The following is a 15,771-nucleotide window of genomic DNA, read 5'->3' as shown; positions in this document are numbered from 1 at the left end:
CGCATGACCACCACCACGACCATTACCACCGGCACCGGTACCACTCGCCCGGTGCGGTCGGTCATGCGCGGATAAATCATCCAACCACGGCCCCGCACCTCGACAGAGGCGGGGCGGTTGCAGCCCTTTCCTGACGCGATGTGGAGCCCCTTCGGAGGCTTCATGGTTCCCTCGCAGCCCGCAGCACCCCAACCCGTTTTCCGCGCACACAAGTTCGGCGGCAGTTCGCTGGCCGATGCCGGGCGCATCCGCCATGTCGCCGACCTGCTGCTGACGGATACCGCCTCGCGACAGATCGCGATCACCTCCGCGATGCACGGCACCACCAATGCGCTGGTCGCACTGGGCGATGCGGCCACTGCCGGCGCCGAATGGCAGGACGCGCTCGATGCCCTGCGCCTGCGCCACTGCGACACCGCGCGTGCATTGCTGGCGCATCCGGATGCGATGCTGGCGCGGATCGACGCGCTCTGCGACGAACTGGCCGAGCTGCTGCAAGCGACTTCGCTGCTGCGCCAGCCGGGCCGCACCGCGCTGGAGCGCATCCACGGCATGGGCGAAGTGCTCTCGACCGCGCTGCTGCACGCGCACCTGGCCGAACGCGGCGGCGACTACGCCCTGCTGGACGCGCGCGAGGTGTTGGTGGTGCGCCACACCGATCTCGGCGCGGTGGTCGACTGGCAGGCCAGCGCGGCACTGCTGGCCGACTGGCGCGCGCGCCATCCGCAGTCGCGCGTCAACATCACCGGCTTCGTCGCCCGCGACGAACGCGGCCTGCCCACCACGCTGGGCCGCAACGGCAGCGACTATTCCGCGGCGATCTTCGCCAGCCTGTTCGAGGCCGACGAACTGCACATCTGGAGCGATGTCGATGGCGTGCTGTCGGCGGATCCGCGGATCGTGCCGGAAGCGGTGCCGCTGGCCGCGATGAGCTACCGCGAAGCCTGCGAGCTGGCCTATTTCGGCGCCAAGGTGATCCACCCGCAAACGATGACCCCGGCCATCGCGCGCGGCCTGCCGATCCTGATGCGCAACACCTTCCGCCCCGAGTTCCCCGGCACCCGCATCGACGCCGATGGCGACCGCAGCGCCGCCGGCCCGGTGAAGGGGCTGACGCTGGGCAGCGACCTGGCGCTGGTGTGCCTGGAGGGCGCGGGGCTGATCGGCGTGCCTGGCACCGCCGAGCGCGTGTTCGCCGCGCTGCATGCCGCGCACATCTCGGTGGTGATGATCTCGCAGGGTTCGTCCGAACACTCGATCTGCTGCGTGGTCCACCAGCGCGAAGCCGCCGCCGCGCGCGACGCCCTGCGCGAGGCCTTCGCCCGCGAACTGGCCGGCGCGCAGGTACAGGGCGTGACCCTGCTGGCCGGCGTCAGCGTGCTGGCCGCAGTCGGCGACGGCATGGCCGGCACGCCGGGCGTGGCCGCGCGGATGTTCGACGCGCTGGCGCGCGCCCGGGTCAACATCCGCGCGATCGCGCAGGGCGCATCCGAGCGCAACATCTCGGTGGCGATCGACGCCGCCGACGCCGCGCGTGCGTTGCGCGCCGTGCACGCCGCGTTCTGGCTGTCGCCGCAGACCATTGCCCTGGCGGTGATCGGCCCCGGCAAGGTCGGCGGCGCCCTGCTCGACCAGCTGCAGGCCGCGCTGCCGCGCCTGCGCCGCGACGCCAACATCGACCTGCGCCTGCGCGCACTGGCCACCCGGAACACACTGTGGTTGTGCGAACACGGCGACGACGCCGACTGGCGCGCGCGCATGCAGGCCGCGCCATCGGAAAACAGCCTCGACGCGCTGGCCGCGCACCTGCTGGACACGCACCTGCCACACGCGGTTGTCATCGACTGCAGCGCAAGCGACAACGTGGCGCAGCGCTATCCGGACTGGCTGGCCGCCGGCATCCACGTCATCACGCCGAACAAGCAGGCCGGTGCCGGCCCGCTGGAACGCTACGAGGCGATCCGCGCGGCGCGTGCGAAAAGCGGCGCTCGCTTCCGCTACGAAGCCACGGTGGGCGCGGGCCTGCCGGTGATTTCCACCCTGCGCGACCTGCTGGATACCGGCGACGAACTGCTCGCCATCGACGGCATCTTCTCCGGCACGCTGGCCTGGCTGTTCAACAAGTTCGACGGCGGCAAACCGTTCTCCGAACTGGTGCGCGAAGCGCACGCGCTGGGCTACACCGAACCCGACCCGCGCGACGACCTGTCCGGCACCGACGTGGCGCGCAAGCTGGTGATCCTGGCCCGCGAGTCCGGCATGCCGCTGTCGCTGGCCGACGTGCAAGTGGAAAGCCTGGTTCCCGATGCCCTGCGCGGGGCCGACCGCGATGCCTTCATGGCCGGGCTGGAAACCCTGGACGCGCCGATGCGGGCCCGGCTGGACGCCGCACGCGCGAACGGCTGCGTGCTGCGATATGTCGCCCGGTTGGAGCGAGATGGCAAGGCGTCCGTTGCGCTGCGCGAACTTCCCGCCGACCATGCCTTCGCCCACCTGCGCCTGACGGACAACTGCGTGTCATTCACCACCCGCCGCTACTGCGACAACCCGCTGGTCGTGCAAGGTCCCGGCGCCGGGCCGGACGTCACCGCCGCCGGCGTGTTCTCCGACCTGCTGCGGCTGGCCGCCGCGCTGGGAGCCAAGCTGTGAGCGGCGCGCAGTTCGAGGCGCGCGCGTTCTCGCCCGGCTCGGTCGGCAACGTCGGCGTCGGCTTCGACGTGCTCGGCCACAGCATCAAAGGCATCGGCGACACCGCCACCGTGCGCCGCATCGACGCGCCGACGGTGCGGATCACCGCGATCCGCGGCGCCGTCACCGACCTGCCGCTGGACGCCGGACGCAATACCGCCGGCATGGCGCTGATCGCGCTGCGCGAGGCGCTGGCCCTGCCGTTCGGCTTCGAGCTGGAACTGGACAAGGGCATTCCGCTCGGCTCCGGGCTGGGCGGCTCCGCGGCGTCCTGCGTGGCCGCGCTGGTGGCGGCGAACGCGCTGCTGGAGGCGCCGCTGTCGCCGCACGCCCTGTATCCGCACGCGCTGGCCGGTGAGGCCGTCGCCAGCGGCGGCCGGCACGGCGACAACGTCGGCCCCATGCTGTTGGGCGGGCTGGTGCTGGCGACCGCCGACCGCTTGACCAGGATCGACGTGCCGGCCGCATGGCACGCCGCCGTGGTGCATCCGCACGCGGTGCTGGAAACCCGCCGTGCGCGCGAAGCGCTGGCCGGCGCCTATGCGCTGAAGGAGTTCGTGGCGCAAAGCGCGAACCTGGCGCAGGTGCTGCTGGGCTGCGAGCGCGGCGACGCGTCGCTGGTGCGGGCGGGCCTTGCGGACGTGCTGGTGGAACCGCGCCGCGCGCCGCTGATCGCGGGCTTCGCTGCGGTGAAGCAGGCCGCCCTGGATGCCGATGCCATGGGCGCCAGCATTTCCGGCGCGGGACCCAGCGTGTTCGCCTGGTACGAGGACGACGCCACCGCCCGGCGCGCGGGTGCGGCAATGCAGGCAGCGTTTGCCGCCGCCGGCATCGACAGCGACCTGCATCTCACGCCCGTGGCGGGCCCGGCCGCGCAGGTGCTGGCATGAACGCGCGCAGCACGCGCGGCCGCGCGCCGGCCGTGTCGATCGCGGATGCCATCGCCGCCGGCCTGGCGCCGGATGGCGGCTTGTACATGCCCGAGACGTGGCCGTCATTCACGCCCGCGCAGTTCGACGGCGCGGACACGCTGGCCGACGTCGCCACTCGCTTCCTCGCCCCGTTCTTCGCGGGCGGCGTTTTGGCCGATGCCTTGCCCACCATCTGCCGCGACGCCTTCGTCGTCGAACCGCCGCTGGTCGGTTTCGGCAAGCCCAGCGACTTCCTGCTGGAGCTGTTCCACGGCCCCACCGCCGCGTTCAAGGATTACGGCGCGGCCTTCCTCGCCGGCTGCCTGGCCGCGCTGCCGCGTGGCGACAAGCCGCTGACCATCCTCGTCGCCACTTCCGGCGACACCGGTGCGGCGGTGGCCGCCGCCTTCCACGGCCGGCCCGGCTTCCGCGTCGCCATCCTCTATCCCGATGGCCGCGTATCGAAGCGGCAGGCCCACCAGCTCGGCTGCTTCGGCGACAACATCCGCGCGTTCCGCGTGGACGGCAGCTTCGACGACTGCCAGCGCCTTGTGAAGACCCTGCTGGCCGATGCCGACTTCCGCCGCGACGTGCCGCTGGGCTCGGCCAACAGCATCAGCCTCGGCCGGTTGCTGCCGCAGGCCGCCTATTACGCGCACGCCTCGCTGGTGCACTGGCGCGCGACCGGGCGCGCACTAAATTTCGTCGTCCCCACCGGCAACCTCGGCAACGCGTTGGCCTGCCTGCTGGCGAAGCGCATGGGCCTGCCGATCGGCGAACTGGTGCTGGCCAGCAACGCCAACACCGTGCTGCCGGACTTCTTCGCCGGCGGCGACTACGCGCCACAGCCCAGCATCGCCACGCTGGCGAATGCGATGGACGTGGGCGCGCCCAGCAATTTCGAGCGCCTGCGCTTCCTCTACCCGGACGCCGACGATCTGCGCGTCACCCTGCGCGCCGAAACGGTGAGCGACGACCAGATCCGCGCCGCCATCGTCCGCACCCGCGACGCGCGCGCCCACGTGGTCTGCCCGCACACCGCCTGCGCCGCCGAGGTGCTGGACCGCCTGCGCGCGCGCGGCGAACAAGGCGACTGGGCCGCCGTCGCCACCGCCCATCCGGCCAAGTTCCCGGACGTGGTGGAACCGCTGGTCGAACACGACGTGCCCCCGCCGCCTTGCCTGCTGGCCATGCTGCAGCAGCCCAGCAGCGCGGAGCCCATGGGCAACGATGCTGATGCGCTGCGGGCGCGCTTGCTGGATTGGTGAATCACCTTGGTCAATTCGCAAAATTCATGCGGCGAATCGAAATTTTCCCCGGCGGATTGGCTAATGCCCGGCCTGCTGCGATAATTCCCGGATTGTGGCCCCGTAGCTCAGCTGGATAGAGCGTCCCCCTCCTAAGGGGAAGGTCGCCCGTTCGAATCGGGCCGGGGTCACCAGCGCATCGGAAGGTGAATGACGCGTCGTGAGCAACAGGCAACCGCCGGCACATCAGGCGCTCGCCGGTTTCTGGCTCGCCCCTCGTTCGTCTTCACTCGTCGTCCCGCATTTTTTGCACTTATCGGAGTCCCGCCATGTCCCATCCCGTGCTCACCGCGCTTGGCCTGAATGCCGTCGAATCCGGCACCTATCTCGGCAACGGCGAATGGTCGAAGACCACCGACGCCGGCGTGATCGAACCGGTCAATCCGACCACCGGCGAAGTGCTGGGGCGCGTGCATGCGTCCTCGCAGGCCGACTACGACCTGATCGTCGAGCGCGCCCAGGCCGCATTCAAGATCTGGCGCACCACCCCGGCCCCACGTCGCGGCGAAGCCATTCGCCTGTGCGCCGATGCGCTGCGCACGCACAAGGACGCCCTGGGGTCGCTGGTGGCGCTGGAGATGGGCAAGTCGAAGCCGGAAGGCGACGGCGAGGTGCAGGAAATGATCGACATCGGCGAGTTCGCGGTCGGCCTGTCGCGCCAGCTGTACGGCCTGACCATGCACAGCGAGCGCCCCGGCCACCGCATGTACGAGCAGTGGCACCCGATCGGTCTGGTCGGCATCATCAGCGCGTTCAATTTCCCGGTCGCGGTGTGGGCGTGGAACAGTTTTGTCGCTGGCATCTGCGGCGACATCTGCATCTGGAAGCCTTCGCCCAAGACACCACTGTCGGCGATCGCGTCGATGAAGATCTGCAACGAAGCGCTGCGCAACGGCGGCTTCCCGGACATCTTCTTCCTGTTCAACGATGCCGGCAGCGAGCTGGCGCAACAGTTCGTCGATGACAGCCGCATCCCGCTGATCAGCTTCACCGGCAGCACCAAGGTCGGCCGCATGGTCGGCGAGCGCTGCGCGCGCCGCATGGGCCGCAGCCTGCTGGAACTGGGCGGCAACAACGCGATCATCGTCGATGAAACCGCCGACCTGAAGCTGGCCATTCCGGCGATCGTGTTCGGCGCGGTCGGTACTGCCGGCCAACGCTGCACCACCACCCGCCGCCTGATCGTGCACGAATCCATCTATGAAGACGTGCTGGCCAAGCTGGTCACCGCCTACAAGCAGGTGGAAAAGAAGATCGGCGACCCCACCGACCCGGCCAACCTGATGGGCCCGCTGAACAGCAAGGACGGCGTGGATGCCTACCTCGACGCCATCGCCAAGGCCAAGGCCGCAGGCGGCAAGGTGGAGACCGGCGGCGACGCCATCGACCGTCCGGGCAACTTCGTGCTGCCAGCCATCGTCACCGGCCTGAGCAACGATGCAGAGATCGTGCAGCACGAGACTTTCGCGCCCATCCTGTATGTGATGAAGTACCGCGACCTGAACGATGCCATCGACATGCAGAACGCGGTGCCGCAGGGCCTGAGCTCGTCCATCTTCACCACCAACCTCAAGCGCGCCGAAGCGTTCCTGGCGGCGTCCGGTTCCGACTGCGGCATTGCCAACGTCAACATCGGCACCAGCGGCGCCGAAATCGGCGGCGCGTTCGGCGGTGAAAAGGAGACCGGCGGCGGCCGCGAGTCGGGTTCGGATGCGTGGAAGGCCTACATGCGCCGACAAACCAATACCATCAACTACTCCGACTCCATGCCGCTGGCCCAGGGCATCAAGTTCGATCTCTGAGGGAACGCCATGAGCACACCCATCCGTCAAACCAGCGTGCTGGCCGTGGTCAGCCTGGTGTTCGGCATCCTCGGCTGGAACCTGCTGCCCTTCGTGGGCAGCGTTGTTGCAGTCATCTGCGGGCACATGGCCCGCAGCGAGATCCGCCGTTCGCAGGGCACGCTGGAAGGCGACGGCCTGGCGGTGGCCGGCTTGGTGATGGGATACCTGATCATCGGCTTGAGCGTGCTTGTAGTGGCGGCGCTGTTCCTGTTCTTCGGCGGGCTGGCGGCGCTGATCGCGATGTCGGGGCACTGAGCACTTGTACTCGCTTGCCCGCCCGTTCCTGTTTGGGTTCGATGCCGAGCGCGCGCATGGCCTCGGCCTGTTTTCGCTTGAAGCGGCCTACCGCAGCGGCTTGGGCTCCCTGTTGGCCAAGCCGCCCCGGCCGATGCCGGTCAAGGTGCTGGGCCTGACCTTTCCCAATCCGGTCGGCCTTGCCGCAGGCCTGGACAAGAATGGCGCGCATATCGACGCGCTGCTGGCGCTGGGCTTCGGCTTCGTGGAAGTCGGCACGGTCACGCCGCTGCCGCAGCCCGGCAATCCCAGGCCGCGCATGTTCCGTTTGCCGCAGCACGAAGCGGTGATCAATCGCATGGGCTTCAACAACGAGGGCGTGGATGCGCTGGTGCAAAACGTCGAGCGCGCCAAGCGCAAGACCGGCCTGCTGGGCATCAACATCGGCAAGAACAAGGACACCCCGAACGAGGACGCCGCCGCCGACTACCTGCTGTGCCTGCGCAGGGTCTATGCGGTGGCCGACTACGTGACGGTCAACATCTCCTCGCCGAACACCGCTGGCTTGCGCGAGCTGCAGGAAGAGCAGGCGCTTCGGCGACTGGTCGGCACCTTGCGCGACGAGCAGGAAAAGCTGGCGGGCCAACACGGCAAGCGCGTCCCGGTGCTGGTGAAAATCGCACCGGACCTGTCCGACAACGACATCGATGCGGCCGGCCGCGTGCTGGGCGATTTGCAGGTGGATGGCGTGGTTGCCACCAACACCACCATTTCGCGCGAAGGCGTGGAAGAGTCGCGCCGCGCGCTGGAAGCCGGCGGGCTGTCCGGCGCGCCATTGATGAGCCGCGCCACCACCGTGCTGCGCATGCTGCGCACGCGCCTGCCGGACAACATCCCGCTGGTCGGCGTTGGCGGCATCCTGCACGGCGCCGATGCGGCAACCAAGCAGGCGGCCGGTGCGTCGCTGGTGCAGCTGTACACCGGGCTGATCTATCGCGGCCCGGCGTTGATCAGCGAGTGCGTTGACGCCCTGCGCCGGCGCAAGGAAGCCCCCAGTCGCGGCACCCTGCCCCCGGAATGAACCTCGCCAGCGGCAGCGGTTATCGCATCACCGAGAATGCCCGGCTGGATGCACGCAACACCTTTGGAGTGCGCGCCAAGGCGCCGATGCTGGTGGACGTCAGCGATGCGCAAGCGCTGCCCGAATTGTTCGGCTACGCAATGCCGCGCGCTGCGTCCACGCTGGTGCTGGGCGGCGGCAGCAACCTGTTGTTTGCCGGCGACGCGCCGGGCGTGGTGCTGGCGCTGGAGACGCGCCGCATTGCCCTTGCCGAGGACCGTGGCGAAACGGTCATCGTGCGCGCCGATGCCGGCGTGGTCTGGCATGACTTCGTGCTGTGGACGCTGGGCCACGGCCTGAGCGGCCTCGAAAACCTCGCCTTGATCCCGGGCACGGTGGGCGCCGCGCCGATCCAGAACATCGGCGCCTATGGCATGGAAGTGGGCGAACGCGTGCATGCCGTGGACGCCTTCGACCGCCTCGACGGCCGTTTCGTGCGCCTCGCCGCGGAGGCGTGCGCGTTTGCCTATCGCGACTCGCTGTTCAAGCACGCGCCGGACCGCTACATCGTGACGGCGGTGGAATTCGTGCTGGACCGCGCGTTCCAGCCGCGACTGGCTTACGCTGGCATCACCGACGCGCTGCAGGCAATGGGCATTGAAGGCACGCCACGCGCGTCGCAGGTGGCCGAAGCGGTGATCCGCATTCGCCGCAGAAAGCTTCCCGATCCCGCCCTGCTGGGCAACGCCGGCAGCTTTTTCAAGAACCCGATCATTGCCTGCGCGCAGGCTGACGCCCTGCTCGCCGATTTCCCCGCCATGCCGGTCTTCCGTGGCGCCGGCGATGACAGCCGCAAGCTCTCGGCTGCCTGGCTGATCGACCAATGCGGATGGAAAGGCCATCGCGACGGTGATGCCGGCGTTGCGGCGTCACATGCGCTGGTGCTGGTCAACCATGGCCAGGCAACCGGCATGCAATTGCTGGACTTGGCCCATCGCATCGCGGCGTCCGTGCATGCACGCTTCGGCGTGGCCATCGAACCGGAGCCTCGCATCGTGGGGGCGGCGTGGTGAGTGCGCCGAAGAACACCCACGCCCACGCCGCGCTGCTGATGCTCGGCAGCACGCTGGGCTTCGGCCTGATGGCGATCTTCATCCGGCTGGCCTCGAAATCCATTCCGACGTGGGAAGTGGCGTTTTTCCGCAACCTGTTCGGCTTCATGACGCTGTTGCCGATGCTGGCCGTGCCCGCATTTCGCCAACCACGGCCGGCCGCCGCATTTGCCGACAGCGTGCGCACCAGGCAGCTGCCGCGTTACCTGATTCGCACGGGAATCGGCATCGCCAGTATGTTCTGCGGGTTCTGGGCGATCGCCAACCTGCCCCTGGCGCAGGCGATTTCGCTGACCTACTCCTCACCGATTTTCGTCACCATCGCCGCCATCCTGATGCTGGGTGAGCGCGTGCGCGCCCGCCGCTGGACCGCAGTGGCCCTTGGTTTTCTCGGCGTGCTGATCATCGTCCACCCGTGGTCGCATGCGTTCAGCGCGTCCACCCTGGTGGCCGTGGCAGCAGCAGTGCTGAGTGCGCTGGTGGCGGTGCAGATCAAGCAGCTGTCGCAGACCGACAAGGCCGACACCATCGTGTTCTGGACCTATGCGCTCTGGGTGCCGATGTCGCTGGTGCCGTCACTGTTCGTCTGGCACTGGCCGAGCGGCATCGCCTGGCTGTGGCTGCTGGCCACCGGCTTGATGGGCACCGTGGGCCAACTGCTGTGGACGCGCGCCCTGAAGCTGGGCGATGTCTCCGCGCTGACTCCGATCAGCTTCATGCAGCTGCCCATCGTCACCCTGGCCGGCTGGCTGCTGTTTGGCGAATCGGTCGGCACCTCCACCCTGCTGGGCGCGGGGATCATTCTTGGGTCGACGTTCTACATCGCGCATCGTGAAGCCGTGCTGGCGCGCCATGCCGCATCCAGGGCGGTCAACGAAGCCAACCCGCCGGGCGAGTGATCGGCACAGCCGCCGCCGGCGCGCGCAAACGCTACACTCCATCAACGCAGCCGCCAGCGCCAGCATGAGCAACGACAGCACGCCGCACCAAACCACCCAGCGCACGCTGTTCAGCGACGGCCCGCTGCATCCGACGCCGCGCTCGGCCTGCGTGGTGGTGATCCACGGCGAGGGCATCGGCCGCCGCGCCGACATCCGCGAGCAGCCGGTCATCGTGGGGCGCTCGCCCGAATCCGACCTGGTCATCGCCCACAACAGCGTATCGCGTCGCCATTGCAGGATTCGCCGCGACGGCAGCCAGTACCGGCTGACCGACCTCGGCGCGACCAATCCCACCCGGCTCAACCATGCGCCGCTCGATGCCGACGTCGAGCTGGCGGATGGCGACCAGATCACGGTTGGCGAAAGCATCCTCAAGTTCATCAGCCAGGACAGCGTGGAAGCGCGCTATCACGAGGAGATCTACCAACTTGCCGTGCACGACGCGCTGACCGAGCTGTGCAACCGACGCCACTTCACCGAACTGGCCGACAAGGAAATCGGCCGCGCGATGCGCCACCAGCGCCCGCTTGCGCTGTGCATCATCGACGTCGACCTGTTCAAGCCCATCAATGACCGTCATGGCCACATCAGCGGCGACGAAGTCCTGCGCCAAATCGGCGGGCTGGTGCGCCGCCACGCCCGCGGCGATGACGTGGCAGCCCGCATCGGCGGCGAAGAATTCGCCCTGCTGCTGCCGGAGTGCGGGCTGGACACCGCGCGCGAGTGCGCGGAACGGCTGCGCGAAGCGGTGGCAGCGACCCCCTTCGCCCCGGGCGGCGAACCGCAACGGATCACCATCAGCATCGGGATTGCGGCACTCGGCCCGCAATGCGACACCCGCAGCCGCTTGATGGCGGCGGCCGACGTTGCCCTGTACCGCGCCAAGAATGAAGGGCGCAACTGCGTGCGCCTGCAGCCCCCGCAGCCCGCCCAACCAACGGCTGCAGATCAGAGGTAGTCGTCGATCCGTATCGGATCCATCTGCTCGGGATGCAGGTAGCGCAGCGCATAGGCGCGATATATGCCAGAGCGCAGGAACAGCTCGAACAACTCGGGATCGATGTGCTGCTCCTGGCACATCCTCGCCATGATCGACAATGCCTGCGACAGGGTCTTGCCCGGTTTGTATGGACGATCACCTGCGGTCAATGCCTCGAAGATGTCGGCAATCGCCATCATCCGGCTTTCCATGCTCAGCTGGCTGCGATCCAGCCGGCGCGGATAACCCGTGCCGTCCAGTTTCTCGTGGTGGCCGCCGGCGATTTCCGGCACCCGGCGAAGGTGCCGCGGCAAGGGCAGCGCATCCAGCATCACGATGGTATTCACGATGTGCTGGTTGATCTTGTAGCGCTCTTCGCCGGTCAGTGTGCCGCGACTGATGCACAGGTTGTGCAGTTCGCCGTGGTCATACAGCAGCTCGGGGACCTCCATCGCAAAGCCCCATCGATTGTCCGGCGCAAGGTATTCGCGCTGCGGGCGGGCAATGCGATGCTCGGGCCTGTCGGCCAGCAGCCGCTCCTCCACCGGCAACGCTGGCGCGGGCCCGGGCTTGCGCTCAGCCTCGTCGCGCGACAGGCCCAGGCCGTCGTCCAGCGTGCGCAGCCAGCGCCGCTCACCGATCTGCTGCAGTCGCTGGCGGTGTGCAGGCGACAGGAATTCGCCCCCCAGGTTGCACTCGGCCACGAACGCGAAGTCCGCATCCAGCTCGGCCAGCAGCGCATCGCGACGCCGGCGCAAAGTGCATTCCTCGCCCCCCTGTGCAAGCGCCTTCCAATACTCCACCTCGGCATCGCGCTTGAGGACCTCGAACCGCGTCCTGATCTCGTGGATGCGGTTGTAAATCGTCTCCAGCTTGGTGGCTTTGTCCACCACGTGTTCGGGCGTGGTCACCTTGCCGCAGTCATGCAGCCAACCGGCGATCTGCAGGGCTTCCCACTGCTCCGCATCCAGCGCATAGGTGGCGAACGGCCCCTCGCTGGCATCACATGCAGCGCGCGCCAGCATGAAGGTGAGCTCCGGCACGCGCGTGCAGTGCCCTCCGGTATAGGGGCTTTTGGTATCGATCGCATCGGCGACCATGCGGATCGTCGCCTCCACCATCGCCTTCTGCGCGCGCAGAAGCTCCTGTGTTTCCACCGACGTTGCCGCGCTGGCGGCCAGCGCCTCGATGAAGCTCGCGCTGGCGGCATCGATGGCCTCCGCCTTGAACAGCAGCAACATGCCCAACAGGAAGTCGCGGCGATCGCGCAGCGGCAGCACCAGCACGTCCATCGAGGCAAACGCCGGGTCGATTCCCAGCGCGCGCAATTCCTCCTCCGACAACCGCCCGCCGAGCCGCTGCATGCCCTCGCGCGCGGCCGTCATCAATGCCGGCATCGCCTGCGGATCCAGTGAAGGCAGTTCTGGCGCCGGCTTGGCCTTGCCGCCCTCCAGGTCCAGCGCCGCAACGCGCAGGGCGTCACTGGTTTGATCCACCAGATAAAGCGCGCCGCCCCGGGCATCGGCGATGTCCACCAGCCTGTCCAGCAACCAGGGGCGCAGCGCATCGAAGTCGGTTTCAACCGCGATCCTGCGATTGATGCGCAGGAAGCGGCGCACGGTATCGCGCATCTGGTCGAATGCACGGCCCAGTTCGCCGATTTCGGTGATCTGCGATTGAATGACGGGGTGGTCGCTGAAGTCGAAGTTGCGAACCGCCTCCGCTTCCCGCGCCAGTTGCTCCAGCGGGGCAACGATCCGCCGCGAGACCAGCAACGCCACCACGGCTGCAGCCACCACCAGCACGACGAATTCGCCGGCACCCGGAATCAGGTCGCCATACCAGCGCAGCATTTCCCCGGACGCCACCACCAGCGCGACCGACAGCAGCGTGATGTAGAGATACAGCGGAAAACTCGCGCGACGACTGGCCATGCTTCCCCCCGAAGCGTCCATCACCCAGTCTAACGAGTCCTGCAGCCGGCAGCGGTCATCCCCCGGCGCGAGCGCGGTAATGCGTTTCCACGTACCCATCGATCAGGCCGATGAAGTCGTGCGCGATGTTGTCGCCGCGCAGGGTCACGGTTTTCTCGCCATCCACGAACACCGGCGCGGAGGGCGCTTCGCCGGTGCCGGGCAGCGAGATGCCGATGTTGGCGTGGCGCGATTCGCCGGGCCCGTTGACCACGCAACCCATCACCGCCAGCGTCATGTTTTCGGCACCGGGATGGCTGATCTTCCACTGGGGCATCCTTGCGCGCACGTGCTCCTGCACCACCTTCGCCAGCTCCTGGAAAAACTCCGAGGTGGTGCGGCCGCAGCCGGGACACGCGGTGACCATCGGCGTGAACGCGCGCAGGCCCATGGTCTGCAGCAGCTCCTGCGCCACGATCACCTCCTGCGTGCGCGACGCGCCGGGCTCCGGCGTCAGCGAAATGCGGATGGTGTCGCCAATGCCTTCCTGCAGCAGCACGCCCAATGCCGCGCTGGACGCCACGATTCCCTTGCTGCCGATGCCGGCTTCGGTGAGGCCGAGATGCAGGGCGAAATCGCTGCGCAGCGCCAGGTCGCGATACACGGCGACCAACTCCTGCACGCCGCTGACCTTGGCGCTGAGCAGGATGCGCTCGGCCGGCAGGCCCAGCTCCACCGCACGCTGCGCCGACTCCAGCGCCGACAGGATCAGCGCCTCGCGCATCACCCGGCCGGCATCCCAGGGCGTGGCGCGCCGGGCGTTTTCGTCCATCAGCCGCACCGCCAGTGCCTGGTCCAGCGAGCCCCAGTTGGCACCGATCCGTACCGGCTTGCCGTACTGGATCGCAAACTCGATCAGTTGCGCGAACTGGGTGTCCTTCTTCTTGCCGAAGCCGACGTTGCCGGGATTGATCCGGTACTTGGCCAGCGCCTGGGCACACGCCGGCTCGTTGCCCAGCAGGGTATGCCCGTTGTAGTGGAAGTCACCGATGATCGGCACGTTCACGCCCATCATCGCCAGCTTCTCGACGATGCGCGGCACCGCCGCCGCGGATTCGGCATTGTTCACCGTCACCCGCACCAGCTCGGATCCGGCGCGCCACAGCTCGGCGACCTGCCTGGCCGTCCCCGCCACGTCGGCGGTATCGGTATTGGTCATCGACTGCACCACCACCGGTGCGCCGCCGCCCACCTTCACCCCGCCAATCTCGACCTGGCGGGTGATGCGCCGGGGAAGCGGGCCAAACGGGGTGTGCACCGGGGAAGTGTCGCGATGGGCTGGGTTCATTCGCGCATTTTACTGCCGTGCGGCCACGCGTTGCGGCAACCCGATGCAAACCATCGCCGCCGCCGTCGCACAGCGATATGCTGCGGGGATGTTCGCCTCTGACCACGTGCTCACTCCCAGCCAACTGAACACGCTCGCCCGCGATCTGCTGGAAGGCACGTTTTCGCAGGTGCTGGTGGAAGGCGAGATCGGCAATCTGTCGCGCCCGGCATCCGGGCATCTGTATTTCACCCTCAAGGACGCACGCGCGCAGGTGCGTTGCGCGCTGTTCAAGCCAAAGAGCCAATGGCTGCGTTTCGCGCCACGCGAGGGGCTGCGGGTGCAGGCGCGCGGTCGGCTGACCCTGTACGAAGCCCGTGGCGATTACCAGCTGGTGCTGGACACCATGGAGGAGGCCGGCGAAGGCGCCCTGCGCCAGGCCCTTGAGGCATTGAAGGCAAGACTGGCCAAGGAGGGCTTGTTCGATGCCGGGCGCAAGCGCGCCCTGCCCGGCTTCGTGCGCCGGCTGGCGGTGCTGACGTCGCCCTCGGGCGCGGTGATCCGCGACATCACCAGCGTGTTGCGCCGCCGTTTCCCGCTGCTCGAGGTGGAATTGCTGCCGGTGCCCGTACAAGGCGAAGGCGCTGCGGCGCAGATCAAGGCCATGCTGCAACGCGCTGATGCCTGCGGTCGCTACGATGCCATCCTGCTGGCGCGCGGCGGCGGCTCGTTGGAAGACCTGTGGGCGTTCAATGACGAGGCGCTGGCAAGGGCCATCGCCGCCAGCACCACGCCGGTCGTGTCTGCCATCGGCCACGAAACCGATTTCTCGCTGTCCGATTTCGCCGCCGACCTGCGCGCGCCCACCCCCTCGGCGGCCGCCGAACTGCTGGTGCCGGATGCCGCCGCCCTGTCCGCACGCCTTGCCGGGCTGCAGCGGCAACTGCTGTCGCTGCAGGCCAATGCACTGCGCCAACGCATGCAGCATCTGGATCGCAGTTTCCTGCGCCTGCACGCACTGCGCCCGCAGGCCCGGCTGGCGATGCTCGCGCAGCGCGCCGCGCAGGCCCGGCTGCGCCTGGATCACGTCATGCAGCAGTGCTTGGAGCGGGCTCGCGGAGTCCTGCGCCATGCCGATGCAACCCTGCGCGCCCATCATCCGCGACAACGCCTGCAGCGCCAGCGCGAACGCTTGTTGGCGCTGGAAAACCGCCCGCAGATCTTGATGGCGCAGCGCTTGCAGCGCGACGCGCAGCACCTGCGCGGGCTGGCGCGCTCACTGCATGCCATCAGTCCACTGGCGACCGTGGCGCGTGGCTACGCCATCCTGCAGCAGGACGACGGGCGCGTGGTCCGCAGCGTCGACGATGTTGCCCCCGGAGATGCCGTTCGCGCCCGGCTTCGGGATGGTGAACTGCAGCTGCGCGTGCTTGAACCCCGCGCCAGCGAGTAGCC

General features: G+C 68.3%; 12 protein-coding genes and 1 tRNA gene. 11 read left to right on the top strand and 2 right to left on the bottom strand.

Features of this window, described 5'->3' with window-relative positions:
• Positions 1-162 precede the first annotated feature (162 nt).
• From thrA to LIW09_RS05010, 10 genes are all read left to right on the top strand, one after another.
• Positions 163-2,649, top strand: a complete 2,487-nt coding sequence (gene thrA, locus LIW09_RS05055; RefSeq protein ID WP_256646867.1) for a bifunctional aspartate kinase/homoserine dehydrogenase I — start codon at positions 163-165, stop codon at positions 2,647-2,649.
• Positions 2,646-3,578, top strand: a complete 933-nt coding sequence (locus tag LIW09_RS05050; protein ID WP_256646866.1) for a homoserine kinase — start codon at positions 2,646-2,648, stop codon at positions 3,576-3,578. Before thrA ends, LIW09_RS05050 begins: the two co-directional genes overlap by 4 nt.
• On the top strand, positions 3,575-4,867 hold the full coding sequence (thrC, locus tag LIW09_RS05045; protein ID WP_256646865.1) for a threonine synthase: 1,293 nt from the start codon (positions 3,575-3,577) through the stop codon (positions 4,865-4,867). The genes LIW09_RS05050 and thrC overlap by 4 nt, the downstream gene beginning before the upstream one ends.
• A gap of 96 nt (positions 4,868-4,963) precedes the next feature.
• Positions 4,964-5,040: transfer RNA gene (locus LIW09_RS05040), tRNA-Arg, on the top strand.
• 135 nt (positions 5,041-5,175) lie between these two features.
• A complete protein-coding gene (gene amaB / locus LIW09_RS05035; protein ID WP_256646864.1) occupies positions 5,176-6,708 on the top strand; it encodes an L-piperidine-6-carboxylate dehydrogenase in 1,533 nt (510 codons plus the stop codon).
• A 9-nt stretch (positions 6,709-6,717) separates the two neighbouring features.
• Positions 6,718-7,005: a DUF4190 domain-containing protein gene (locus LIW09_RS05030; RefSeq protein WP_256646863.1), complete on the top strand. Its 288-nt coding sequence runs from the start codon at positions 6,718-6,720 to the stop codon at positions 7,003-7,005.
• A gap of 4 nt (positions 7,006-7,009) precedes the next feature.
• A complete protein-coding gene (locus LIW09_RS05025; protein WP_256646862.1) occupies positions 7,010-8,065 on the top strand; it encodes a quinone-dependent dihydroorotate dehydrogenase in 1,056 nt (351 codons plus the stop codon).
• Entirely contained in the window at positions 8,062-9,117 is a 1,056-nt protein-coding gene (gene murB, locus LIW09_RS05020; RefSeq protein ID WP_256646861.1) for a UDP-N-acetylmuramate dehydrogenase, read from the top strand. Before LIW09_RS05025 ends, murB begins: the two co-directional genes overlap by 4 nt.
• A 38-nt stretch (positions 9,118-9,155) precedes the next feature.
• Positions 9,156-10,055: a DMT family transporter gene (locus tag LIW09_RS05015; RefSeq protein ID WP_256647148.1), complete on the top strand. Its 900-nt coding sequence runs from the start codon at positions 9,156-9,158 to the stop codon at positions 10,053-10,055.
• A 64-nt stretch (positions 10,056-10,119) separates the two neighbouring features.
• Entirely contained in the window at positions 10,120-11,055 is a 936-nt protein-coding gene (locus LIW09_RS05010) for a GGDEF domain-containing protein (protein WP_256646860.1), read from the top strand.
• Here LIW09_RS05010 and LIW09_RS05005 read toward each other — a convergent pair.
• Both LIW09_RS05005 and ispG read right to left on the bottom strand, forming a co-directional pair.
• Positions 11,046-13,010, bottom strand: a complete 1,965-nt coding sequence (locus tag LIW09_RS05005; RefSeq protein ID WP_256646859.1) for an HD domain-containing phosphohydrolase — start codon at positions 13,008-13,010, stop codon at positions 11,046-11,048. The two genes, LIW09_RS05010 and LIW09_RS05005, sit on opposite strands and share 10 nt — an antisense overlap.
• A gap of 55 nt (positions 13,011-13,065) precedes the next feature.
• Positions 13,066-14,337 (bottom strand): flavodoxin-dependent (E)-4-hydroxy-3-methylbut-2-enyl-diphosphate synthase, encoded by a 1,272-nt coding sequence (gene ispG, locus LIW09_RS05000; RefSeq protein WP_256646858.1) that lies wholly within the window; start codon positions 14,335-14,337, stop codon positions 13,066-13,068.
• An 88-nt stretch (positions 14,338-14,425) separates the two neighbouring features.
• On the opposite strand from ispG, the gene xseA reads away from it, so the two are divergent.
• Entirely contained in the window at positions 14,426-15,769 is a 1,344-nt protein-coding gene (gene xseA, locus LIW09_RS04995) for an exodeoxyribonuclease VII large subunit (protein WP_256646857.1), read from the top strand.
• Positions 15,770-15,771 lie beyond the last annotated feature (2 nt).

Origin of the sequence: Thermomonas paludicola (genome assembly GCF_024498955.1) — a bacterium.
Lineage (GTDB): Bacteria > Pseudomonadota > Gammaproteobacteria > Xanthomonadales > Xanthomonadaceae > Thermomonas > Thermomonas paludicola.
Note: the sequence above shows the minus strand (reverse complement) of the source record. Positions and strands in the feature narration are given on the sequence as shown.